At 70.9% G+C, this 20,907-nt stretch carries 25 protein-coding genes; 19 read left to right on the top strand and 6 right to left on the bottom strand.

Annotated features, from left to right (window positions below; all coding sequences use genetic code 11):
- Position 1 precedes the first annotated feature (1 nt).
- The 3 genes from purN to ACW5F0_RS10105 are packed head-to-tail and all read left to right on the top strand — an operon-like array spanning position 2 to position 2,220.
- The gene (gene purN / locus ACW5F0_RS10115) at positions 2-673 is read left to right on the top strand and encodes a phosphoribosylglycinamide formyltransferase (protein ID WP_456963807.1); all 672 of its coding nucleotides are present in this window, start codon (positions 2-4) and stop codon (positions 671-673) included.
- An 11-nt stretch (positions 674-684) separates the two neighbouring features.
- Positions 685-1,503 (top strand): DUF3108 domain-containing protein, encoded by an 819-nt coding sequence (locus tag ACW5F0_RS10110; protein ID WP_456963806.1) that lies wholly within the window; start codon positions 685-687, stop codon positions 1,501-1,503.
- The gene (locus ACW5F0_RS10105; RefSeq protein WP_456963805.1) at positions 1,504-2,220 is read left to right on the top strand and encodes a DUF3108 domain-containing protein; all 717 of its coding nucleotides are present in this window, start codon (positions 1,504-1,506) and stop codon (positions 2,218-2,220) included.
- Between the two features lie 54 nt (positions 2,221-2,274).
- Here ACW5F0_RS10105 and murA read toward each other — a convergent pair whose 3' ends face one another.
- A complete protein-coding gene (murA, locus tag ACW5F0_RS10100; RefSeq protein ID WP_456963804.1) occupies positions 2,275-3,534 on the bottom strand; it encodes a UDP-N-acetylglucosamine 1-carboxyvinyltransferase in 1,260 nt (419 codons plus the stop codon).
- The gene (locus ACW5F0_RS10095) at positions 3,534-3,770 is read right to left on the bottom strand and encodes a BolA family protein (RefSeq protein ID WP_456963803.1); all 237 of its coding nucleotides are present in this window, start codon (positions 3,768-3,770) and stop codon (positions 3,534-3,536) included. Before ACW5F0_RS10095 ends, murA begins: the two co-directional genes overlap by 1 nt.
- A gap of 126 nt (positions 3,771-3,896) precedes the next feature.
- Between ACW5F0_RS10095 and ACW5F0_RS10090 the strand changes: the two genes are divergently transcribed.
- The 15 genes from ACW5F0_RS10090 (at position 3,897) to mgtE (ending at position 16,402) form a co-directional block, all read left to right on the top strand.
- Positions 3,897-4,901, top strand: a complete 1,005-nt coding sequence (locus ACW5F0_RS10090) for a KpsF/GutQ family sugar-phosphate isomerase (protein ID WP_456999654.1) — start codon at positions 3,897-3,899, stop codon at positions 4,899-4,901.
- A 10-nt stretch (positions 4,902-4,911) separates the two neighbouring features.
- Complete coding sequence (locus tag ACW5F0_RS10085) at positions 4,912-5,466, top strand: KdsC family phosphatase (protein ID WP_456963801.1); 555 nt, start codon at positions 4,912-4,914, stop codon at positions 5,464-5,466.
- Positions 5,463-6,026: an LPS export ABC transporter periplasmic protein LptC gene (gene lptC, locus ACW5F0_RS10080; RefSeq protein ID WP_456999653.1), complete on the top strand. Its 564-nt coding sequence runs from the start codon at positions 5,463-5,465 to the stop codon at positions 6,024-6,026. The genes ACW5F0_RS10085 and lptC overlap by 4 nt, the downstream gene beginning before the upstream one ends.
- A complete protein-coding gene (gene lptA, locus ACW5F0_RS10075; RefSeq protein WP_456963800.1) occupies positions 6,007-6,534 on the top strand; it encodes a lipopolysaccharide transport periplasmic protein LptA in 528 nt (175 codons plus the stop codon). The genes lptC and lptA overlap by 20 nt, the downstream gene beginning before the upstream one ends.
- On the top strand, positions 6,534-7,253 hold the full coding sequence (gene lptB, locus ACW5F0_RS10070; RefSeq protein ID WP_456963799.1) for an LPS export ABC transporter ATP-binding protein: 720 nt from the start codon (positions 6,534-6,536) through the stop codon (positions 7,251-7,253). The genes lptA and lptB overlap by 1 nt, the downstream gene beginning before the upstream one ends.
- 33 nt (positions 7,254-7,286) lie before the next feature.
- The gene (locus tag ACW5F0_RS10065) at positions 7,287-8,723 is read left to right on the top strand and encodes an RNA polymerase factor sigma-54 (RefSeq protein ID WP_456999652.1); all 1,437 of its coding nucleotides are present in this window, start codon (positions 7,287-7,289) and stop codon (positions 8,721-8,723) included.
- Positions 8,724-8,831: 108 nt separating this feature from the next.
- A complete protein-coding gene (hpf, locus tag ACW5F0_RS10060) occupies positions 8,832-9,161 on the top strand; it encodes a ribosome hibernation-promoting factor, HPF/YfiA family (RefSeq protein ID WP_456963797.1) in 330 nt (109 codons plus the stop codon).
- Between the two features lie 24 nt (positions 9,162-9,185).
- Positions 9,186-9,662, top strand: coding sequence for a PTS sugar transporter subunit IIA (locus ACW5F0_RS10055; RefSeq protein WP_456963796.1), 477 nt, complete (start codon positions 9,186-9,188; stop codon positions 9,660-9,662).
- The gene (gene hprK, locus ACW5F0_RS10050) at positions 9,659-10,618 is read left to right on the top strand and encodes an HPr(Ser) kinase/phosphatase (protein ID WP_456963795.1); all 960 of its coding nucleotides are present in this window, start codon (positions 9,659-9,661) and stop codon (positions 10,616-10,618) included. Before ACW5F0_RS10055 ends, hprK begins: the two co-directional genes overlap by 4 nt.
- Positions 10,619-10,658: 40 nt before the next feature.
- A complete protein-coding gene (rapZ, locus tag ACW5F0_RS10045) occupies positions 10,659-11,528 on the top strand; it encodes an RNase adapter RapZ (RefSeq protein ID WP_456963794.1) in 870 nt (289 codons plus the stop codon).
- 67 nt (positions 11,529-11,595) lie between these two features.
- Positions 11,596-11,988: a PTS sugar transporter subunit IIA gene (locus ACW5F0_RS10040; RefSeq protein ID WP_456963793.1), complete on the top strand. Its 393-nt coding sequence runs from the start codon at positions 11,596-11,598 to the stop codon at positions 11,986-11,988.
- Between the two features lie 12 nt (positions 11,989-12,000).
- Complete coding sequence (locus ACW5F0_RS10035) at positions 12,001-12,270, top strand: HPr family phosphocarrier protein (RefSeq protein WP_456963792.1); 270 nt, start codon at positions 12,001-12,003, stop codon at positions 12,268-12,270.
- The gene (gene ptsP / locus ACW5F0_RS10030) at positions 12,270-13,997 is read left to right on the top strand and encodes a phosphoenolpyruvate--protein phosphotransferase (RefSeq protein WP_456999651.1); all 1,728 of its coding nucleotides are present in this window, start codon (positions 12,270-12,272) and stop codon (positions 13,995-13,997) included. Before ACW5F0_RS10035 ends, ptsP begins: the two co-directional genes overlap by 1 nt.
- The gene (locus tag ACW5F0_RS10025; RefSeq protein ID WP_456963790.1) at positions 13,994-14,938 is read left to right on the top strand and encodes a 2OG-Fe(II) oxygenase; all 945 of its coding nucleotides are present in this window, start codon (positions 13,994-13,996) and stop codon (positions 14,936-14,938) included. Before ptsP ends, ACW5F0_RS10025 begins: the two co-directional genes overlap by 4 nt.
- 102 nt (positions 14,939-15,040) lie before the next feature.
- Positions 15,041-16,402: a magnesium transporter gene (gene mgtE / locus ACW5F0_RS10020; RefSeq protein ID WP_456963789.1), complete on the top strand. Its 1,362-nt coding sequence runs from the start codon at positions 15,041-15,043 to the stop codon at positions 16,400-16,402.
- A 50-nt stretch (positions 16,403-16,452) separates the two neighbouring features.
- On the opposite strand, the gene ACW5F0_RS10015 is transcribed toward mgtE, so the two are convergent.
- The 3 genes from ACW5F0_RS10015 to ACW5F0_RS10005 are packed head-to-tail and all read right to left on the bottom strand — an operon-like array spanning position 16,453 to position 18,451.
- A complete protein-coding gene (locus tag ACW5F0_RS10015) occupies positions 16,453-17,400 on the bottom strand; it encodes an aspartate carbamoyltransferase catalytic subunit (RefSeq protein ID WP_456963788.1) in 948 nt (315 codons plus the stop codon).
- The gene (gene ruvX, locus ACW5F0_RS10010; protein WP_456963787.1) at positions 17,397-17,885 is read right to left on the bottom strand and encodes a Holliday junction resolvase RuvX; all 489 of its coding nucleotides are present in this window, start codon (positions 17,883-17,885) and stop codon (positions 17,397-17,399) included. The genes ACW5F0_RS10015 and ruvX overlap by 4 nt, the downstream gene beginning before the upstream one ends.
- Positions 17,885-18,451: a YqgE/AlgH family protein gene (locus ACW5F0_RS10005; RefSeq protein WP_456963786.1), complete on the bottom strand. Its 567-nt coding sequence runs from the start codon at positions 18,449-18,451 to the stop codon at positions 17,885-17,887. Before ACW5F0_RS10005 ends, ruvX begins: the two co-directional genes overlap by 1 nt.
- A 56-nt stretch (positions 18,452-18,507) precedes the next feature.
- Here ACW5F0_RS10005 and ACW5F0_RS10000 point away from each other — a divergent pair, with 56 nt between their 5' ends.
- Positions 18,508-20,334, top strand: coding sequence for a DUF4153 domain-containing protein (locus ACW5F0_RS10000; protein ID WP_456999667.1), 1,827 nt, complete (start codon positions 18,508-18,510; stop codon positions 20,332-20,334).
- Positions 20,335-20,344: 10 nt separating this feature from the next.
- On the opposite strand, the gene ACW5F0_RS09995 is transcribed toward ACW5F0_RS10000, so the two are convergent.
- Positions 20,345-20,806: an FKBP-type peptidyl-prolyl cis-trans isomerase gene (locus ACW5F0_RS09995; RefSeq protein ID WP_456963785.1), complete on the bottom strand. Its 462-nt coding sequence runs from the start codon at positions 20,804-20,806 to the stop codon at positions 20,345-20,347.
- Positions 20,807-20,907: the final 101 nt, after the last annotated feature.

Genomic DNA, 20,907 nt, shown 5'->3' with positions numbered 1-20,907 from the left:
GATGGCAGTGGCCCCCACGACCCCGCGCCTGGCGGTGCTGGCCTCGGGGCGCGGCAGCAACCTGCAGGCGATCCTCGACGCAATCGCTGACGGCCGCCTGGACGCGCGCGTGGCCGGCGTCTTCGGGGATCGCCCCAAAGCCGTGGCGCTGCAGCGCGCGCGCGATGCGGGCATTCCGGCGCGCGGCCTGCGGCCGCGGGATTTCACCGAACGCCGTGACTACGATGCCGCGCTGTTCGCCGCGGTCGCCGCCGTGGAGCCCGACTTCATCGTCTGCGCCGGCTACATGCGCCTGCTCGGCGCCGAGGCGCTCGAACCCTGGCAGGGCAGGATCATCAACATCCACCCGTCGCTGCTGCCGGACTTCAAGGGATTGGACACGCACGCGCGGGCGCTGGAAGGCGGCGTCGCCGAGCATGGCGCCAGCCTGCACTACGTCACCGCCGACCTCGATGGCGGCCCAGTGATCGCGCAGGCGCGGGTCCCTGTCCTGCCCGGTGACGATGCCGACGCACTGGCCGCGCGCGTGCTCGCGGTGGAACACCCGCTGATGCTGGCGACGCTGCAAATGCTGTGTGCTGGTCGCATCACCCTGCGCGACGCCACGGTCGAACTCGACGGACAGGCGCTCAAGGCCCCGCTTCAGCTGGCATCCAACCGCCTGCGGGCATGATCCGGTCCTTCATGGACACCCCCACTCCCCTCCTGCCCCTGGCCCTCGCGCTGGCCTTGGCGACCACGTTCGGCAGCGCGCCGACGCGCGCCGGGGACACTGCGGCCGCCGCTGCGGCCACGACGGCGGACGGTGGCGCGGGCGTCGATGCCCCCGCCGCGGTGGAATCCGTCGATGCGCACGAACTCCAGCCCTTCGTCGCCACCTACGACGCGTGGAACGAAGGCAAGCCCGCCGGCACCGCCAACATGGCGCTGGCGCGCATCGACGGGCACTGGAGGGTTGACCTCGACATCACCGGCAACCGCGGCCTGGCGCGCTGGATCCGCCTGGATATCGACCAGGGCACGGTCTTCGACGAAGTCGACGGCAAGTACCGCCCGTTGCGCCAGGACACGCAACGCAAGGCGCTGTTCATGGGCCGCGAGGTCGAAGGTGTCTACGACTGGCAGGCCGGCGTCGCGCGCTGGAGCGGCGACATCAAGCCCGAACGCCGCAAGCCCGTGCCGCTGCAGGACGGCGACATGAGCGGGCTGCTGATCAACCTGGCCATCATCCGCGACGCCCTGCCCGGACGCAGCCTGAGCTATCGCTTCGTCGACGGCGGCCGCGTGCGCCAGCACGAGTACACGGTGGCCGAGGCCGCTGAATACCTCGAGGTCGACGGCCTGTCGTACGAAGCCATGCGGGTTTCACGCACCAACGGCGGCAACGATGAAACCATCGTGTGGGTGGCGCGCGGCGTGCCGACGCCCATCCGCATCCTGCAGCGCGAAAACGGCGAAGACGCCATCGACCTGCGCCTGGTCGCATATCAAGGAGCCCCCTAGATGCAGAACCTGAAGTCCATCCGCGGCCGTGCCGCGCTCGTCGCCTCCGGCTTGCTGCTGGCCCTCTCCGCCGCGCCCGCGCTTGCGATCGAGGCCTTCACCGCCGACTACCAGGCCAACTACATGGGCATGGAAGCAACCGCGACCATGAGCCTCGCCAGTGCCGGCCAGGACCGCTGGGAGTACCGCATCGACATCGGCGGCATGGGCGCCGAACTCGCGCAGAGCACCGTGTTCGAAATCGACGGCGACGCGTGGCGCCCGCTGAAGAGCGTCGACAGCCAGCGCGGCACCAGCGGCCTGGCGGCGATGCTGGTCAAGCGCAAGACGGTCACCGCCGACTACGACTGGGGTCGCGGCGAAGCACGCTGGACCGGAGACGTGAAGGACGACCGCGCCGGCCCGGTGAAGCTGCGCGCGGGTGACCTCGACGGCATGCTGATGAACCTGGTGCTGGTGCGCGACGTGGCTGCGGGCAAGCCGCTCAACTACCGCCTGGTCGAGGACGGCCGGGTCAAGCGCCAGAACTTCGAAGTCGCCGGCCAGGAAACGATCCAGGTCGGCGGCAAGTCACACGAGGCCACGCGCGTCGTGCGCAGGGACGGCAAGCGCGAGATCATCGCGTGGGTCGTGGACGGCCTGCCGGTGCCGGCGCGGGTACTGCAGCGGCGCGATGGCAAGGACCACATCGATCTGCGGCTGACCGCGGTGCGCTGACGCGCCTCACCGGCAGCACGAACCGGGGCCCTGCGATGCAGTGCCCTCTTCGTTTCAGTCGATCCGCTGGATCCGCGCACCAAGACCAGACAGCTTCCGCTCGATGTGCTCGTAGCCGCGATCCAGGTGGTAGATGCGGTCGATCAGCGTCTCGCCTTCGGCGACCAGGCCCGCCAGCACCAGTGATGCCGACGCGCGCAGGTCGGTCGCCATCACCGGCGCCCCGCTGAGGCGCTCGACGCCGGTGACCTTGGCCCGGTTGCCATCGATCTGGATGTCCGCACCCAGCCGCATCAGCTCGTTCACGTGCATGAAGCGGTTTTCGAAGATCGTCTCGTCGATCGTCGCCACGCCCTCGGCGATGCAGTCCAGGGCCATGAACTGCGCCTGCATGTCGGTCGGGAACGCCGGGTGCGGCGCGGTGGTGATGTCGACGGCACGCGGACGGCGGCCACGCATGTCGATGGTGATGCGGTCGCGATCGATGGCGATGTCGCCGCCGGCCGCGGCCAGCCGCTCCAGCACCGCGTCCATGGTGTCCGGCCGCGCATGGGTGATCGTGACGCGCCCGCCGGTGATTGCGCCTGCGACAAGGAAGGTGCCAGCCTCGATGCGGTCGGCGACCACGTCGTGCCGCGCGCCGTGCAGCCGGTCGACGCCGTGCACGACGATGCGCGAACCGCCCGCGCCTTCGATGTCCGCGCCCATCGCCAGCAGGCAGTCGGCGAGGTCGACGATCTCGGGCTCGCGCGCGGCGTTGTCGATGACCGTCGTGCCCTGCGCCAGCGTGGCCGCCATCAGCAGGTTCTCGGTGGCGCCGACGCTGACCGTGTCGAAGGCGACATGGGCGCCCTGCAGGCGGCCGGCGCGGGCGTTGATGAAACCGTGCTCGACGGTGATGCGCGCGCCGAGTGCCTCGAGCGCACGGATGTGCAGGTCGACCGGGCGCGAGCCGATCGCGCAGCCGCCGGGCAGCGCGACTTCGGCGGCGCCATGGCGTGCCACCAGCGGCCCGAGCACCAGCACCGAGGCGCGCATCGTGCGCACCAGCTCGTAGGGCGCGATGTGGCTGTTGACGCCGCGGGGATCCACCACCACGTGGCTGCCGTCGGCGTCATGGGTGACGCCCGCGCCGAGTCCGTCGAGGACGCGCGCGGTGGTGACCACGTCATGCAGGTGCGGGACGTTGCCGATCTCCACCGGCTCGTCGGCCAGCAGGGTCGCGCACAGGATCGGAAGCACGGCGTTCTTGGCGCCGGACACGCGGATCTCACCCTCCAGGGGCACTCCGCCACTCACCAAGATCTTCTGCATCAGGCGGACCGGTGCTCGTCGGGGGTCTGCGTCCGCAGGGCCAGGGCGTGGATCTCGTTGCCCATCAGCGCGCCCAGGGTGGCGTAGACCATGCGATGGCGGGCCAGCGGCAGGCGACCGCCGAAATCCGGGTGCACCACCAGCGCCTCGAAATGCACGCCGTCGTCGCCACGAACATCGACATCGGCGCCCGGCAGGCCCTGCTCGATGAGTTTGCGGATGGTGTCTGCGTCCAAGGGGTTCTTCCCGTAATGAAGGGCAAATGAGCGGCCGTCCAGCGCCGGCGCAAAGGCGCGCAGGCCACGGGACAATCCGCGTAAGATGAACGGGTTAGCCTAACAAAAAAAGGGTCCGGCCCGGAAATGTCCGGCAGCAGCCACCAGCCAGCCAGCGCCGTCGGCGCGCACGATTTCGCGGCCAGCGGCCGCCGTGTATTCGAGATCGAGGGCCGGGGCCTGGCCGCCGTGGCCGCCCGCATCGACGGCGACTTTTCCCGCGCCTGCGCCCTGCTGCTCGCCTGCCGCGGACGCGTGGTCTGCACCGGCATGGGCAAGTCCGGCCACGTGGCCCGCAAGATCGCCGCCACCTTCGCGTCCACCGGCACGCCCGCGTTCTACGTCCACCCCGGCGAAGCCGGCCACGGCGACCTGGGCATGGTTACCGACGCCGACGTCGTGCTGGCGCTCTCGTACTCCGGCGAATCCGACGAAGTGCTGCAGCTGCTCCCGGTGCTCAAGCGCCAGGGCAACCCGCTGGTGTCCCTGACCGGACGCGTCGGCTCGACGCTGGCCAGCGCCGCCGCCGTGCACCTGGACGTCAGCGTGCCCGAAGAGGCCTGCCCGCTGCACCTGGCGCCGACGTCGAGCACCACCGCCTCGCTGGCCATGGGCGACGCACTGGCCGTGGCCCTGCTCGAGGCCCGCGGCTTCACCGCCGACGACTTCGCGCGCTCGCACCCCGCCGGCGCGCTCGGCCGCCGCCTGCTGCTGCACATCGCCGATGTCATGCACACCGGCGATGCCGTGCCCTGCGTGCCCGCGCACGCCACCGTCAGCGAAGCGCTGGCCGAAATCAGCCGCAAGATGCTGGGCATGACCGCGGTGGTCGACGACGACGGCCGCCTGCTTGGCCTGTACACCGACGGCGACCTGCGCCGCAGCCTCGATGCCGGCATCGACGTGCGCACCACGCCCATCTCCGAAGTGATGACGCGCAGCCCGCGCACCATCGGCCCCGACGCGCTGGCAGCGGAAGCCGCGCAGCTGATGGAGGCGCACAAGATCGGTGGCCTGGTGGTCGTGGAGGACGACGGCCGCGTGGCCGGCGCCCTGAATATTCACGACCTGTTGCGTGCACGCGTGGTGTGATCACGTGTTCATGCCTGCCCACAGCCGCCCCGCTCCGTCCACCGAATTGCTCGCACGCGCCGCGCGCATCCGCCTGGCGTGTTTCGACGTCGATGGCACCCTGACCGACGGACGCCTGTACATCGCGGCCGATGGCACCGAGACCAAGGCCTTCCACGTCCACGACGGCCTTGGCCTGTCGCTGCTGCTCCGCGCCGGCATCGCGGTGGTGTTCGTGACCGCGCGTTCCAGCGCGGCGGCCGAGATCCGCGCCCGCGACCTCGGCGTCGAAGCCCACACCGGCATCAAGGACAAGCTCGCCTGCGTCGAAGGCCTGCGCACGCGCATGGGCCTGGCCGCCGACGAGGTCGCCTTCATGGGCGACGACCTCACCGATCTGGCGGTGCTGTCCGCCGCCGGCCTGGCAGCCGCGCCTGCCGATGCGCAGCCGGCGATCCTCGGCCACGTGCACTGGCAATCCGCGCACCGTGGCGGCGAAGGCGCGGCGCGCGAGTTCTGCGAGCTGCTGCTGGCCGCCCGTGGCGACGCCGGCGCCGGTGGCGATGCCGCGGGGGCAGGCCAGTGAACTGGCGCGGCGCCCTGATCATCGTGCTGCTGGTGGCCGCGATCGCCAGCGGCTGGTCGGCCTGGCGACAGCGCGCGGAAGCCCCCGCGGCCGCAGGTGCGAGCGACCGTTCCGATTACGTGCTGGAGGATTTCGAGCTGGTCTCGCTCGACAACGACGGCAACGAGGCGTTCACCCTGCGCGCGCCGCACCTGCACCGCGACCCGGTGGACGAAACCATGTCCCTCCGCGAGCCGCTGTTCCTGCTTCCCGAAGACGGCGGCGAGCTGTACTGGGACCTGCGTGCCGCCACCGGCTGGATCAGCGCCGACAGCGAACGGATGCGCCTGGAGGGCCAGGTCGTCGCCCTCTCCGACCCGGCTGGCGACCGCGCGATGCGCCTGGACACCGAGGCCCTCGAAGTCCTGCCCCGCCAGCGCCGCGCCAGCAGCGACCTCGCCGTGACCATCACCCAGCCCGGCACTACAATGCGCGGCACCGGCATGGAAGTCGACCTGGCCGACAAGCGCTTCCAGCTCACCTCCAAGGTCCACACCACTTATGTCCCCACGCGCCGTTAGCCTCACGACGTTCCTGGCACTGGCCGCAGCCGTCGCCGTGGCGCCCGCCTGGGCGAAATCGACCGATCGCAACCAGCCGATGGACCTCACCTCCAACAGCAACGACTGTTCGGTGGGCGACGACGGCGGCCCCTGCGTCTTCACCGGCAACGTGCGCATCGTGCAGGGCACGCTGGACGTGCGCGCCGCCAAGGCCGACGTGCGCCGCGGCGGCGGCGACATCCAGAAGGTCATCCTTACCGGGGCGCCCGTGCGCCTGAAGCAGGACCTCGACGGCGGCGGCTCGATCGATGCCACCGCCAGCAACGTCGACTACGACCTGCAGACCGAGACCGTGGTCTTCACCGGCAACGTCGAGATCAACCAGCCCGGCCGCGGCACCATGGGCGGCGGGCGCATCGTTTACAACATGCGGACCGGGCGGGTCCAGGGCGGCGGCGAGGAAGGCGGCCAGGTCCGCACCCGCATCCTTCCCAAGGGCGCCAAGGCCGACCAGGGCGGCAACTGATGCTGGTCGCCGAAGGCCTGCGCAAGCGCTACCGCCAGCGCGAAGTCGTGCGCGAATTCGGGCTGACGCTCGACGCCGGCGAGGTCGTCGGCCTGCTCGGCCCCAACGGCGCCGGCAAGACCACCTGCTTCTACATGATCGTCGGCCTGGTGCCGGCCGATGCCGGGCGCATCGTCCTTGACGGCCGCGACATCACCGGCGAACCCATGTACCGCCGCGCCCGCCTGGGCGTGGGCTACCTGCCGCAGGAACCCTCGGTGTTCCGCAAGCTGTCGGTGGCCGACAACATCAAGCTGGTGCTCGAACTGCGCAAGGACCTCGACCGCAAGGGCCGCGAGGACGAACTCGAGTCGCTGATGGACGAACTGCAGGTGACCCACGTCGCCGGCCAGAACGGCGCCAGCCTGTCGGGCGGTGAGCGCCGCAGGGTCGAGATCGCACGTGCGCTGGCGGCCCGGCCACGCCTGATCCTGCTCGACGAACCCTTCGCCGGCGTCGACCCGATCTCCGTCGGCGAGATCCAGCGCATCGTCCGCCACCTCAAGAACCGGGGCATCGGCGTACTCATCACCGACCACAACGTCCGCGAGACCTTGGGCATTTGCGACCGCGCGTATATCCTCAATGAAGGCAGCGTGCTCGCGCAGGGGGCTCCGGACGCGCTGCTGGCCGACCCGGACGTGCGCCGGGTCTACCTGGGGGATTCCTTCCGGCTGTAAGCCGGCGGGCGCCCCCGCCTGATCGGGGACACCGTGAAACCTCGCCTGCAGACATCGCTGGGACAGCACCTGGTACTGACGCCGCAGCTGCGCCAGGCCCTGCATCTCCTGCAGCTTTCGATGCCCGAGCTAGAGCTCGAGATCACCGAGGCGGTCGAGAGCAATCCGCTGCTGGAATGGGACGAAACGGCTCCGCCGTCGTCTGCGGATGAGGCCTCCGGATCCCACGGCGACGACGCCCGCGCAGACGGAAACGACGATGCCGCCCAGGACGCCTGGGACGACGACCGCGACGTCGCCTGGGACGAAAGCTACGGTAGCGGTGGCGGCAGTGGTGGCGGCGACGACCAGGACGGCGACGCCTCCGAGCGCATCGCCCAGTCCGAGACCCTGCGCGACCACCTCCTCTGGCAGCTCAACCTCAGCCACCTGTCGCCACGCGAGCTCGCCATCGGCGTGGCGCTGGTCGACGCCATCGACGATGACGGCTACCTGCGCGAACCGCTGTCCGCGATCGCCGAGGCACTGGCACCGGAGCTTCGCTGCAACGAGGACGAGATCGCGGCGGTGCTGCGCACGGTGCAGCGCCTGGACCCGACCGGCGTGGGTGCACGCGACCTCGGCGAGTGCCTGCTGCTGCAGCTCGACACCCTGCCCGAAGACACTCCCGGCCGCGACGTCGCCCGCCGCGCGGTGGCGACGCTGATCGAGCGCCTGGCCAAGCTGGGCACCGATGGCGTCGCCGAGGCGCTGGGCTGCAGCAGGGAGGATGCGGTCGCCGCGCTGCAGTTGATCCGCGGCCTCGACCCGCGCCCGGGCGCCGGCATCGGGGGCATGCCACACGACACCTACGTGGTTCCCGACTGCAGCATCGCGCGCCACAACGGCGTCTGGCGGGTCACGCTGGCGGGCGGCCGCCATTCCCGCCTGACCATCCACCGCGGTTACGAGCAGATGCTGCAGCACACCGCAGGCACCGATGCAGGCTACCTGCGCGGCCGCCTGCAGGAGGCGCGCTGGCTGCTGAAGAACATCGAGGCCCGTGGCGAAACCCTGCTCAAGGTGGTCCGTTGCCTGGTGCGGGAGCAGTCGGGCTTCCTCGAGTTCGGCGGCCAGGCACTGCGCCCGTTGACGCTGCGCGAAGTCGCCGCGCAGATCGGCATGCACGAATCCACCGTCTCCCGGGCGGTGTCGCGCAAGTACGTGCACACGCCGCGGGGCACCATTCCCCTTCGTGCCTTCTTCGCTTCGGGCATCGACACCGGTGGCGGCGGCGAGGCCTCCAGCATCGCCATCCAGGACATGATCCGCCGCCTGGTCGAAGCCGAGGACCCGCGCAAGCCGCTGTCCGACGCGCGCCTGGCGGACCGGCTCAAGGACAGCGGTGTCCCTGTGGCACGACGCACCGTCGCCAAGTATCGCGAAGCACTGAACATCCCGTCATCGCACGAACGCGTGCGCATCGCCTGAACTCCGTGTGGCCGCTTCCCGCCCCCGGGGGGCTGGGTTAACCTGTCCGTGACAACCACCGCGCCGCCATGCGCGATGCTGTGGTCCCCACGGAGAAAGGAGGTTGCGATGCTCATCGAGACCCACGGCCAGCAGATGGACGTCACCCCGGCCCTGCGCGACTACGTTGAAACCAAGCTTGGCAGGCTGTCGCGCCTCTACGATCCACCGCTGCAGGTCCGCACCCAGCTCAGCATCGACAAGCCCGACCATCGCGCCGAAGCCACGGTCATCGTCGCCGGCAAACCTCTCCACGCCGACGCCCGCGCGGCCGACATGTATGCCGCCATCGACCTCCTCGCCGACAAGCTCGACCGCATGCTGGTCAAGGAAAAGAAGAAGATGATCGACCAGCACCGTCGCGGCGGGAATCCGGTGCGCGACGGCGAGTTCGGCTGAAGCCGGCGATCGAAGGCCCGGGGGATGCCTTACACCGACCTGCTCACCGCCGGCCGCATCGTGCAAGTGGTGGAACCCGGTAACCGTGACCAGGTGCTGGATGTCGCCGCCCGCCTGCTGGGCGGCGGCTCGCCGGCGCTGACCCCGGCGATCGCGGATGGCCTGCGCCGGCGCGAAGCGGTCGGCAGCACCGGCATCGGCCGCGGCGTAGCGATTCCGCACTGCCGCAGCGATGGCTGCCGCGAGCCGATGGCGGCCTTCCTCCGGCTGGCCAATCCGGTGGATTTCGACGCCCGTGACGGCGAGCCCGTGGACTTGGTCTTCGCGATGGCGGTTCCGGGCGACCACGCCCAGCAGCAGCACCTCGACACCCTCTCCGAACTCGCAGGCCGCTTCGCCGACGCCGGTTTCCGGGAGTCGGTGCGCGGCGCACCCGACATCGCCGCGCTGCGCGCCCTGCTGCTGCAGAACGACGCCCCCCGGCGGACAGGGTCGGGATGAGGGCGGTCGTCACCGCACAGGGATTGTTCGACCAGCTCAAGGACCGGTTGGAGCTGCGCTGGCTGGCCGGCCAGGCCGGCGCGTCGCGGCAGCTGGAATCGGTCGACGCCGTATCGCGACGGCCGTCGCTGGCCGGCTACCTCAACATCATCTATCCCAACAAGGTGCAGATCCTCGGCGGCGAAGAGCTCGCCTGGCTGGATGGGCTGGAGCCGCGGCAGCGCTGGGAAACGCTGGAGAAGATCCTGCAGTTCAGCCCGTTGGCGCTGGTGGTCAACAAGGGCCAGCCCTGCCCCGAGGACCTGGTCAAGATGGCCGAGGAATCGGGCATCGCGCTCTGGGCGTCGCAACGCCGCGGCCATGAGCTCTACAACGTCCTGCAGTACCACCTCGCCGGCGCGCTTGCACCCCGGGTCACGCTGCACGGCGTGTTCATGGAGATCTATTCCATCGGCGTGCTGATCACCGGCGAGTCCGGGACCGGCAAGAGCGAGCTCGCGCTGGAACTGGTCACCCGAGGCCACCGCCTGGTTGCCGACGACGCGCCGGAGTTCGCGCAGCTCGCGCCCGACGTGCTCGACGGCACCTGCCCGGAGCTGCTGCAGGACCTGCTCGAACTGCGCGGCCTGGGCGTGCTCAACATCCGCGAGATGTTCGGCGATACCGCGGTGAAGCGGAACAAGTACCTGCGCCTGGTCGTCCACCTCGCGCGGCCGGACAGCGCCCATGATGCGCGCGACCCCAGCGGCATGGTCCGGCTCACCGGTGACCTCGGCTCGCGGCGCGTGCTCGACCTCGACGTACCGATGATCACGCTGCCGGTGATGCCGGGGCGCAACCTGGCGGTCCTCACCGAGGCCGCCACCCGCGTGCACGTGCTGCGCTCCAAGGGCGTGGATCCCGCCGCGGCCTTCCTCGCCCGCCATTCGCACTTCCTGGAACGGAGCACACAGTGAGGAGCACACCGTTGAGAAGCACGCCGTTGAGAAGCACGCCATGAACGCCGCCGGCAATTCGCTGATCATCGTCAGCGGCATGTCCGGGAGCGGCAAGACCGTCGCCCTGAACACCTTCGAGGACCTCGACTTCTACTGCGTCGACAACCTCCCGGCCGAACTGCTGCCCGATTTCGTGCGCAGCGCCACCCATCCCGAACGGGCGTCGCAGAAGCTCGCGGTGGGCATCGACGTGCGCAGCCGCGGCGACCTCGCCAACATCCCGGAATGGCTGTCCGCCGTCGGCGCGATGGGCTTCGACCCCAAGCTGGTCTTCTTCGACACCGCCGACGCCGTGCTGCTCAAGCGCTATGCCGACACCCGCCGCCGGCATCCGCTCACCCGCCTGGGGCTGGCACTGTCGGACGCGATCGCGCTGGAGCGCCAGGTGCTCCGGCCACTGAGTTCGCTGGCCGACGTCATCATCGACACCAGCGAACTCAACGTGCACCAGCTGCGGCGCCGGGTGCTGACCGACCTCGGGCTGAGCATGGACTCGTCGCTGTCGCTGCTGTTCGAGTCCTTTGCCTACCGCCGCGGCGTGCCGCCGGACGCGGACTTCGTGTTCGATGCGCGGGCGTTGCCCAACCCGCACTGGGATGCGCGCCTGCGGCCGCTGTCGGGACGCGACCCACCGGTGCGCGAGTATTTCGCGAAGGAGGCCGATGTCACCGAGTTCCTGCAGCAGGTCAATGCCTTCCTGGACGCCTGGCTGCCGCGCATGCACTCGTCCACGCGCAGCTATGTCACCGTGGCCTTCGGCTGCACCGGCGGCCGGCACCGCTCCGTATTCCTCGCCGAGGCCGCGGCGGCGCACGCCCGCCAGCAGGGCTGGAGCGAAGTCGCCACCCACCACCGCGAGCTCGACTGAGCCCCGCAACGGCGCCCCGCGCAGCCGGCGCTTCCTGAGGGTCGCGCCGCTCTGCTAATTTGTAGCGATGGCCGCCGGCATCCTCCTCGTGACACACCTTGGCATCGGCACCGCGCTGGCGGCGGTGGCGGGCCGCCTGCTGGGTCCGCTGCCGCTGGCGGTGGAGGTCTTCGAGGTGTCCTTCGACGCCGATCCGGACGCCGTGCTGCCGGCCGCGAGTGCGGCGCTGCGGCGCGCCGACAGCGGCGACGGGGTCCTGCTGCTGACCGACCTCTACGGTGCCACCCCGGCCAACATCGCCTCGCGCCTGGCGCACCTGGGCACCCCCGTGCGCCGCGTGTCCGCGCTCAGCCTGCCCATGCTGCTGCGGGTGCTCAACTATCCCGAGCTGCCGCTCGATGAACTGCCCGCGGTGGCCGCCGCCGGCGCGCGCAATGGAGTGCTGCACGATGACGCATGAGGCAGGCCGGCCATGATCGAACGCGAACTCACCGTGTCCAACCGGCTCGGGCTGCACGCGCGCGCCACCGCGCGGCTGGTGCAGCTGCTGTCGGGCTATGACGTCAACGCGACCCTCACCGCCAAGGGCCGCGAGGTCAACGCCAAGAGCATCATGGGTGTGATGCTGCTCGCCGCGGGCACCGGTACCGCGGTCACGCTGCGGGTCGAGGGCGCCGACGAGGCCGCGGCCGCCGACGCCGTGTGCGCGCTGTTCGAGCGACGATTCGACGAGGACAGCTGATGCGCCAGGTGTTCCCCGGCCAGGGCGCATCGCGGGGCAATGCCCTCGGCCGGGCGCGCGTGCGCCAGCCGCATGCGCTGGAGGTCGCGGAGGAGCGCATCGCACGCGCAGCCGTTCCGGCCGAGATCGCGCGACTGCACGAGGCCATCGGCATGGTGCGCGCGGAGCTGCGCGACCTGCGCTCGCGCCTGCACGGCGCACTGGCCGGCGAAGTCGGTGAGTTCCTCGACCTGCATGCCCTGCTGCTCGACGATCCCGAACTGCTGCAGGGGCTTGATGGCCTGATCTCCAGGGAACGCTACGCTGCCGACTACGCGCTGCGCCTGCAGCGCAACCGGCTCGCAACCGTGTTCGAAAGCATGGACGACCCCTATTTCCGCAGCCGCGTCGAGGACATCGACCACGTCATCGGTCGCATCCACGCCGCCCTGCACCGCCACGATGCCCAGGTGGTCGGCATTGCGGGCGAGATCATCGTCGCCGACGCGCTGGCTCCGTCCGAGGTCGCGCGGCTTCATGCCCGCGGCGTGCTCGGCGTCGTGACCGCGGGCGGCAGCATGCTCGCGCACAGCGCGATCCTCGCGCGCAGCCTGCACCTGCCGCTGGTGGTGGGGGCCGCGCAGGCACTGGCACAGGTGAACGACGGCGACGTGCTGATGATCGACGGCAGCACGGGGCTGGTGATCGTGGATCCCGGCGCCGACGACCTGCGCGCACACCGCGAGCGCGTGCGCGAGGGCAAGCGCGAGCGGCGCCAGCTGCACCGCCTGCGCCGCGAACCGTCGCGCACGCTCGACGGCGTCGACATCCGCCTGTACGCCAACGCCGAATCGCGGGAGGACGTGGCCGAGGCCCACGCCCTGGGCGCGGCCGGCGTCGGCCTGTACCGCACCGAATTCCTGTTCCTGCAGCGCGACGAATTGCCGTCGGAAGAAGAGCAGTTCGTCGCCTACCGCGATCTCGTGCTGGGCATGACGGGGCGCATCGCCACCATCCGCACCCTGGACGTCGGTGCCGACAAGGCCGACGGCAGCGGACTCGCGCTGCCCGATGAGCCCAACCCGGCACTGGGCGTGCGCGGCGTGCGCCTGGCGCTGCGCCAGCGCGGCGTGTTCACCACCCAGCTGCGCGCGATCCTGCGTGCGTCGGGCTACGGGCCGCTGCGGATCCTGCTGCCGATGGTCGCGCGTCGCGAGGACCTGGTGGCCACGCGCCGGCTGCTGCGTCAGGCCGCCGCGAAGCTCCGTAGCGAAGGCCACGTGGTCGCCGACGGGATCGCACTGGGGGCCATGATCGAGGTGCCGGCCGCGGCCATCGCCCTGCCGGCGCTGATCGACCTGGTCGACTTCATTTCCATCGGCACCAACGACCTGGTGCAGTACCTGCTCGCCGCCGACCGCGGCAACGATGCCCTGCAGGAACTGCACAGCCCGATGCACCCGGCGGTCGTGCAGCTGCTGCACCAAGTGCTCGCGACCGCCCAGGCGAACGGCCGGCCGGCGGCGGTCTGTGGCGAGATGGCCGGCGATCCGTTGTTCACGCCGCTGCTGCTCGCGCTCGGGCTGGAGGAATTCAGCGTGCATCCCGGCACCCTGCTCGAGGTGCGCCGCGAACTTCGCGCGCACGATCTGTCCGCGCTTCGAAAGCGCGCCCCGGCCCTGCTGCGCGCGCGCGACCGGGCCGGCATCGAACGCTGGCTGGCAAGCGTGGCGGCGGCCGCGGCATGAGCACGGACCCCGCTTCCGTCGGCGCGCTGCACGCCATCGTCGCGCCGCGGGTCGTCGCCGGCGCGGACGCGATCCGCGAGGGCTTCCTCGCCGCGCAGCCGTTCCGCCACTGCGTGATCGAGGACTTCCTCGTCCCGGGTTTCGCGGATGCGCTGATGGCCCGGTTCCCGGCCTTCGAACGCGGCAATGCCATCAACGAAGACGGGGTCGCCGCGGGCAAGTCCACGGTCGAGCGCATCCGCGCGCTCGGCGACGCCTACGCCGCGCTCGACGACTGCATCCAGTCGCCGGCATTCCTTGGACTGGTGGAGCGCCTGACCGGCATCGACGGCCTGCTCTACGACCCGGATTATTTCGGCGGCGGCACCCACGACAACCGCGATGGCCAGAGCCTCGACACCCACATCGACTTCAACCACCACCCGGCCACGGGCTGGCACCGGCGGCTGAACCTGATCGTCTACCTCAACCGCGAGTGGCAGGACGATTGGGGCGGCGCGCTGGAGCTGCGCCGCGATCCCCATGACCCGGACACCGACGAGGTGGTCGCGGTCGCGCCGGTGTTCAACCGCTGCGTGATCTTCGAGACCACCGAGCACAGCTGGCACGGGTTCCCGCCGATCCGACTGCCGCCCGGGCGCGAAACGCTCAGCCGCAGGTCGGTGGCGCTGTACTTCTACACCCGTGAACGCCCCGCCGCGGAAGCCGCGCCGCGGCACTCGACCGTCTATGTCGACCGGCCGCTCCCCGCGCACCTGCGGCCTGGGCGGACGCTGAGCGAGCGCGACGTCGCCGACCTGCGTGACCTGCTGGCACGGCGCGACGCCCACAACCGCCGCCTCTACGGCGAGGTGCGGGAACTGCAGGCGGAGCTCGACCGCAGCTTCGCCAGCCGGGTGTTCGCCGCGGCCAGGCGATTGCGCGCGCGGCTGCGTCGCTGAGCGCGGGCTGTGCAGCAGTGGCGACGCGGGCGATAATGCCGGCATGAACGCCTGATCCCTGTCGCGCATCCCGTCGCGCGACGCGCCCCCCGGAAGCATTCCATGGCCGAAGCCGTCCGCCACGACAAGACCGCGCGCCAGCTGCGCCTGCTGTCCGATGCCCTGGACAGCGGCCGCCTCGGTCCCGTGCGCCGGCTGGTCAACACGCTGGCCCCGGCGGAGATCGGAAACCTGCTCGAATCGCTGCCGCCCGATCGCCGCATGGTGGTCTGGGGCCTGGTCGATCCCGAAGATGACGGCGAGGTGCTGGTCCACGTCGGCGACGAAGTGCGCGAGAGCCTGCTCGCGGACATGGACACCGACGAAATCGTCGCCGCGGTCGAAGACCTCGACATCGACGACCTCGCAGACCTGGTGGAGGACCTGCCGGACACGGTGATCGACGAAGTCCTGAAGTCCATGGACCGCGAGAACCGCGAGCGCCTGGAACAGGCCCTGTCCTATGCCGAGGACACCGCCGGCCGCCTGATGAATCCCGACGTGGTGACGGTGCGTGCCGACACCACGGTCGACGTGGTGCTGCGCTTCCTGCGCCTGCGGGGCGAGCTGCCCGACCACACCGACCACCTGTACGTGGTCAATCGCCGCCACCAGCTGCTGGGCTGGGTCGCGCTCCAGAACCTGGTGACCAGCGAGCCCGGCAACCCGATCAACAAGCTGATCGACGACGAGCTCACGGCCATCCACGTCGGCGAGTCGGCCGAGTCGGTGGCGCGGCAGTTCTCCGACCACGACTGGGTGTCCGCACCCGTCGTCGACGAGGGCAACGTCCTGCTCGGCCGTATCACCATCGACGACGTGGTCGACATCATCCGCGAGCAGGCCGAGCACCAGGCGCTGGGCGCCGCCGGCCTGGACGAGGACGAGGACCTGTTCTCGCCGGTGCGGCGCGCTGTGCGCGGCCGCATCGTGTGGCTGGGCGTGAACCTGGCCACCGCCTTCCTGGCGGCGGGCGTGATCGGTCGCTTCGAAGCCACCATCGAGCAGATCGTCGCGTTGGCGGTGCTGATGCCGATCGTCGCCGGCATCGGCGGCAACGCAGGCATGCAGGTGCTGACGCTGATGGTGCGCGGCCTCGCCCTGGGCCAGGTGGGCGCGAGCAACGCCAGCGTGCTGCTGTGGAAAGAACTGCGCGTGGCGCTGATCAACGGGCTGCTGATCGGCGGCTTCGTCGGGCTGGTGTCCGTGGCCTGGTTCCACGACTGGATGCTCGGCCTGGTGATCACCGTGGCGCTGATCGTGAACTTCGCGTCCGCGGCGCTCGCGGGGGTCCTGGTGCCCCTGGCGATGAAGCGCGCGAACGTGGACCCGGCGGTGGCGGGCGGCGTGGTGGTGACGGCGGTGACCGACGTGGTGGGGTTCTTCAGCTTCCTGGGCCTGGCGACGGTCATCCTCCTCCGCTGACCCAAGCCGCAAGCACCACTGTGGGAGCGGTTACCCGGCCGGCCAGCGGCTCAGGCCAGCAGCGCTTCCAGGACCGCCATGCGCACGGCCACGCCGTTGGCTACCTGCTGCAGCACCAACGACTGCGGCCCATCGGCCACCTCGTCGCTGATCTCCACGCCGCGGTTCATCGGGCCTGGATGGAGCACGACGGCGCCGGGCGCGGCACGGCGCAAGCGCGCGGCGGTCAGGCCGTAGTCGCGGTGATAGGCCTCGAGCGAAGGCACCAGCCCCTCCTCCATGCGCTCGCGCTGCAGCCGCAGCATGAACACCGCGTCGACGCCTTCCAGCGCGGCATCGAGGTCGCTGGTGACGGCACAGCCCTCCAGCATCGCGTCGCCAGCGTCCGGCAGCAGGGGGCGCGGCCCACAGGCACGGACCTCACCGATGCCCAGGCTGCGTAGCGCGTGCAGCTCGGATCGCGCCACCCGCGAATGCCGGATGTCGCCGACGATGGCGATCTTCAGCCGCGGGAAGTCGGCCCCCTTGGCCTGGCGCAGCGTCAACACGTCGAGCAGACCCTGCGTGGGGTGCGCGCTGCGGCCATCGCCGGCGTTGACCACCGCCGTGCCCGGCTGCGCGGCGGCGGCCAGCATGGCCGCGGCGCCGTCGTCGCGATGGCGCACGACGAAGCCACGCACGCCCATGGCCTCGATGTTGCGCAGGGTGTCGAGCGCGGTCTCGCCCTTGCTGGTGGACGAGGTGGAGGCGTCGAACGCGAGCACGTCCGCACCCAGCCGCTGCGCGGCGCGCTGGAACGACAGCCGCGTGCGCGTGGAGGGTTCGAAGAACAGGGTGCACACCGCGGTGCCGGCAAGCGCCGTGCGCGGATCGGCGCCACCGTGGCCATCGAGGAAGGCCTGGGCGCGGTCCACCAGCGCCACCAGCGTCGCGCGCGGCAGGCCCTCCAGGGTGAGCAGGTGCCGCAGCCGTCCGTCTTCGCTGGTTTGCGGGTTCATGCCGTGGTGCCGGTGGGCGGCGATTCGGGCTCGACCGGAACGGCGTCGCCGGGCGCGGCGAGCCAGCGTTCCACGATGATCGCGGCGGCCACTGCATCCAGCGCCACGGCGTCGCGGCGGCGACGGCGGCCCTCGGCGCGGTCGACAGCGAAGCGCTGCGCGGCCTCGATCGAACTCGAGCGCTCGTCGACCATCACCACGGGAAGCCGGTAGCGGCGCGCGAGTTCGAGCGCGAAGGCGCGCGCGCGCGTCCGGATCGGCTGGTCGCCGCCATCGAGCGTCATCGGGTCACCGACCACGCAGCCGTCCGGGCGCCATTCCTTCTGCAGGCGGTCGATCGCGGACCAGTCGATCTGGTCGGCGTGCACGTCGACCACCGCCAGCGCGCGTGCGCCGTGGCCGAAGCTGCTGCCGATGGCCACGCCGATGCGACGCGCGCCGACGTCGAAACCGAGCACTGTGCCGTCGGCGCGAATGGTGTCCATCAGGCGTGTCCGGCGTAGCCGGGCATGTGGGCGAGGTCGACACCGATGCGGCCCGCGGCCGCCTGCCAGCGCGCGTCCAGCGGCAGCGCGAACAGGATCTCGTCGTCGGAGGGCACGGTCAGCCAGCTGTTCTCGACCAGCTCCGCGTCGAGCTGGCCCGCGCTCCATCCGGCACATCCCAGTGCGACCACGGCCCGTTCGGGGCCGTCGCCCCGGGCCATGGCTTCGAGCACGTCGCGCGAGGTGGTCACGCGCAGGCCATCGGCGACGGTGAGGCTGGAGTCCCAGCCATGATCGCCGTCGTGGATCACGAAGCCGCGCTCGGGATGCACCGGGCCGCCGGCGAGCACGGGCGTCGCGCACAGCGCGCCGTTCTCGCAGGCAATGCCCATCTGGGAAAAGATCTCGCCCAGCGTGTAGTCGGACCGCCGGTTGACCACCACGCCCATCGCACCGTTGGCATCGTGCTGGCACAGCAGCGACACGGTGCGCGCGAAGTGGGGATCGGCCAGCGACGGCAGCGCGACCAGCAGCTGGTTGGCAAGCGGGGTGGACTGCGGGGACATGGGGCCATTCTATCCAGTGCCGGCAACTTGCGTCCGGCCACGGCTAACATGGCGGCATCGCCACCGCCGCGGGACCCGCCATGTCGACAGACGCTTCGCTTCCGCGCAATGAACGCGCCTTCATCGTGCTGCTGGCCGTGCTCCAGGGCGGGCTGATGTACCTCGCCCAGAAGGGACACGACGCCGGGTGGTGGCCGTTCGCGGAGCTTGGCGGGCGGATCTGCTGGTACACCTTGGTGCTGACGGTGCCGACGATGATGGCGCTGAGCGTGGTGCGGCTGCGCGATGCCCGTTTCTGGCAGCACGCGGTGGGCGCCCTGGTCGTCTTCGCGGGGCTCGCGGCCTGGGCCTCCTGGAACGCCACCGGCGCCCCCGGCATCCGCGCCGACCAGGTACTCGGGCCCTTCGGCGCCTCGATCGCCATCGGCCTGTTCGTCGCCCTGCCCTGGCTGCAGTGCCGCCTGGCCCACGGCCACTGGCAGGCGCCCTATCCCTGCCTGTTCGAGCACGCCTGGCAGAACGCGCTGACACTGGCGCTGGCGCTGCTGTTCACCGGCATCTGCTGGCTGGTGCTGATGCTGTGGGGCGCGCTGTTCGCCCTGGTGGACATCACCTTCTTCCGCGAACTGTTCCGCGAAGACGCCTTCATCTACCTTGCCACCGGCGCCATGGCCGGCCTGGGCGTGCTGATCGGCCGCACCCAGCATCGCGCGGTCCAGGTGGCACGCCAGATCCTGTTCGCGATCTTCACCGGCCTGCTGCCGCTGCTGGCCTTCATCGCCGTGCTGTTCGTCGTCAGCCTGCCGTTCACGGGGCTCGCTCCGCTGTGGGAGATGCGTTCGGCGGCGAGCACCCTGATCGCCGTGGTGGCGCTGCTCGTGGCGTTTACGAACTCGGTGCTGCAGGACGGCGAAGGCGAGCGGCCCTACCCGGGCTGGCTGCGGCGGCTCGTCGATGCCGGGCTCGTGGCACTGCCGCTGTACGCGCTGCTGGCGTTGTATGCCATGTGGCTGCGCATCCACCAGCACGGCTGGACGACGGACCGGGTCTGGGCGGTGCTGCTGGCCGTGATCGTGGCCGGCTACGCGTTGGGATACGCCTGGGCAGTGCTCCGCCGCCGGGATGGCTGGCTGGGTGCGATCCGCCCGGTGAACCGGGTGATGTCGCTGGTCGTGCTGGCGCTGGCGCTGCTGGCCAACACGCCACTGCTCGATCCACACCGGATCGCGGTGGGCAGCCAGCTGCAGCGCCTGGCGGATGGCCGCACTGCACCCGATGATTTCGACCTGGCCTGGCTCCGCCACGACAGCGGCCGCCGAGGCTACGAAGCCACGCTGGCGCTGCGCACCCATCCCTCCTGGACCGGCGACGCCGAGCGGCTCGCGGAGCTGGAGCGCGTGATCGCCCGCACCAACCGCTGGGGCACGTACTCGGACGACGAGGCCGAACGCCCCGTGCGTGACGCGGCACAGTTGCGTGCCCAGGTACGGCTGGCCGAAGGAGCCATCGCACCAGACGATGCCTGGTGGGACGCGCTGGCTGCCGGACGCTTCGGCAAGCAGGACTGCGCCCTTGCGACCGACGAGTGCATCCTGCTGACGCCGGACCTCGACCGCGACGGTGCTGGCGACCCCCTGCTGTGCACGCTTGGCAGCGCTCCCAGGTCGCGATGCGCGCTGTTCGCACGTGACGCCAACGGCGCCTGGAACGCCGCGACCAGCTTCCACATGTGGGCCGGAAACACCCCGGACAAAGCCTGGCGACGCACGCTGCGCGACGACCTCCTCGGCGGACGCGTGCAGGCGGTGCCGCCGCGCTGGCCGGACCTGCGCATCGGCGATGACGACCGGCTCCACAGGTTCAGTCCGGTCGACGAGCGCTGAGCAGTCCGCGTCAGCCCAGGCCGAACTGCACCTCGTCGGGCGTCGGCACGCGCACCGACAGCACTTCGAGGTCGGCGCGCACGCGGCGCCCGGCCAGCGGATGGTTGCCGTCCACGGTGAGCGTGTCGGCATCGACCGCCGTCACCACCACATCAAGCGCGCCCTTGGCCGTCGTGGTCTCGAGCCTGTCGCCCACCTTCGGCTCGGAAGTCGCGCGCCACATGCTGCGCGGCAGCGTCTGCACCAGCGCGTCGTGCCGGGGGCCGAAGCCATCCTCCGGCGACACCACCACTTCGAAGCGGTCGCCCGCGCTGCGCCCTTCCAGCGCCTGTTCCAGTCCGCGTGCGATGCCACCGCTGCCATGCATGTAGGTCAGCGGCGCATGGTCGCGGGTGCTGGTGATTGGTTGCCCGCTGTCGGCATCGGTCAGCGTGAAGTGCACGGTGGCGATGCGGCGGTCTGCGATGTCCATCGGCGGCGGTCCTCGTCGGCTGTCGCCGCATCCTCGCCAGCGCCGGGCTGTCGCGCAAGCCCGGGGACGCCCGGGCGTGACGCGGTTCGCGGCGCCCGGAC

The sequence above is a fragment of the Luteimonas sp. A534 genome (assembly GCF_054072805.1).
This window is presented reverse-complemented; position numbering and strand designations above follow the sequence as displayed.

What these genes read in the sequence shown, in the direction of transcription:
- purN (WP_456963807.1), top strand. Translation starts at nt 2, where the DNA reads ATGGCAGTGGCCCCCACGACCCCGCGCCTGGCGGTGCTGGCCTCGGGG.
- ACW5F0_RS10110 (WP_456963806.1), top strand. Translation starts at nt 685, where the DNA reads ATGGACACCCCCACTCCCCTCCTGCCCCTGGCCCTCGCGCTGGCCTTG.
- ACW5F0_RS10105 (WP_456963805.1), top strand. Translation starts at nt 1,504, where the DNA reads ATGCAGAACCTGAAGTCCATCCGCGGCCGTGCCGCGCTCGTCGCCTCC.
- murA (WP_456963804.1), bottom strand. Translation starts at nt 3,534, where the DNA reads ATGCAGAAGATCTTGGTGAGTGGCGGAGTGCCCCTGGAGGGTGAGATC.
- ACW5F0_RS10090 (WP_456999654.1), top strand. Translation starts at nt 3,897, where the DNA reads ATGTCCGGCAGCAGCCACCAGCCAGCCAGCGCCGTCGGCGCGCACGAT.
- ACW5F0_RS10085 (WP_456963801.1), top strand. Translation starts at nt 4,912, where the DNA reads ATGCCTGCCCACAGCCGCCCCGCTCCGTCCACCGAATTGCTCGCACGC.
- lptA (WP_456963800.1), top strand. Translation starts at nt 6,007, where the DNA reads ATGTCCCCACGCGCCGTTAGCCTCACGACGTTCCTGGCACTGGCCGCA.
- lptB (WP_456963799.1), top strand. Translation starts at nt 6,534, where the DNA reads ATGCTGGTCGCCGAAGGCCTGCGCAAGCGCTACCGCCAGCGCGAAGTC.
- hpf (WP_456963797.1), top strand. Translation starts at nt 8,832, where the DNA reads ATGCTCATCGAGACCCACGGCCAGCAGATGGACGTCACCCCGGCCCTG.
- ACW5F0_RS10055 (WP_456963796.1), top strand. Translation starts at nt 9,186, where the DNA reads ATGCCTTACACCGACCTGCTCACCGCCGGCCGCATCGTGCAAGTGGTG.
- hprK (WP_456963795.1), top strand. Translation starts at nt 9,659, where the DNA reads ATGAGGGCGGTCGTCACCGCACAGGGATTGTTCGACCAGCTCAAGGAC.
- rapZ (WP_456963794.1), top strand. Translation starts at nt 10,659, where the DNA reads ATGAACGCCGCCGGCAATTCGCTGATCATCGTCAGCGGCATGTCCGGG.
- ACW5F0_RS10040 (WP_456963793.1), top strand. Translation starts at nt 11,596, where the DNA reads ATGGCCGCCGGCATCCTCCTCGTGACACACCTTGGCATCGGCACCGCG.
- ACW5F0_RS10035 (WP_456963792.1), top strand. Translation starts at nt 12,001, where the DNA reads ATGATCGAACGCGAACTCACCGTGTCCAACCGGCTCGGGCTGCACGCG.
- ptsP (WP_456999651.1), top strand. Translation starts at nt 12,270, where the DNA reads ATGCGCCAGGTGTTCCCCGGCCAGGGCGCATCGCGGGGCAATGCCCTC.
- ACW5F0_RS10025 (WP_456963790.1), top strand. Translation starts at nt 13,994, where the DNA reads ATGAGCACGGACCCCGCTTCCGTCGGCGCGCTGCACGCCATCGTCGCG.
- mgtE (WP_456963789.1), top strand. Translation starts at nt 15,041, where the DNA reads ATGGCCGAAGCCGTCCGCCACGACAAGACCGCGCGCCAGCTGCGCCTG.
- ACW5F0_RS10015 (WP_456963788.1), bottom strand. Translation starts at nt 17,400, where the DNA reads ATGAACCCGCAAACCAGCGAAGACGGACGGCTGCGGCACCTGCTCACC.
- ruvX (WP_456963787.1), bottom strand. Translation starts at nt 17,885, where the DNA reads ATGGACACCATTCGCGCCGACGGCACAGTGCTCGGTTTCGACGTCGGC.
- ACW5F0_RS10005 (WP_456963786.1), bottom strand. Translation starts at nt 18,451, where the DNA reads ATGTCCCCGCAGTCCACCCCGCTTGCCAACCAGCTGCTGGTCGCGCTG.
- ACW5F0_RS09995 (WP_456963785.1), bottom strand. Translation starts at nt 20,806, where the DNA reads ATGGACATCGCAGACCGCCGCATCGCCACCGTGCACTTCACGCTGACC.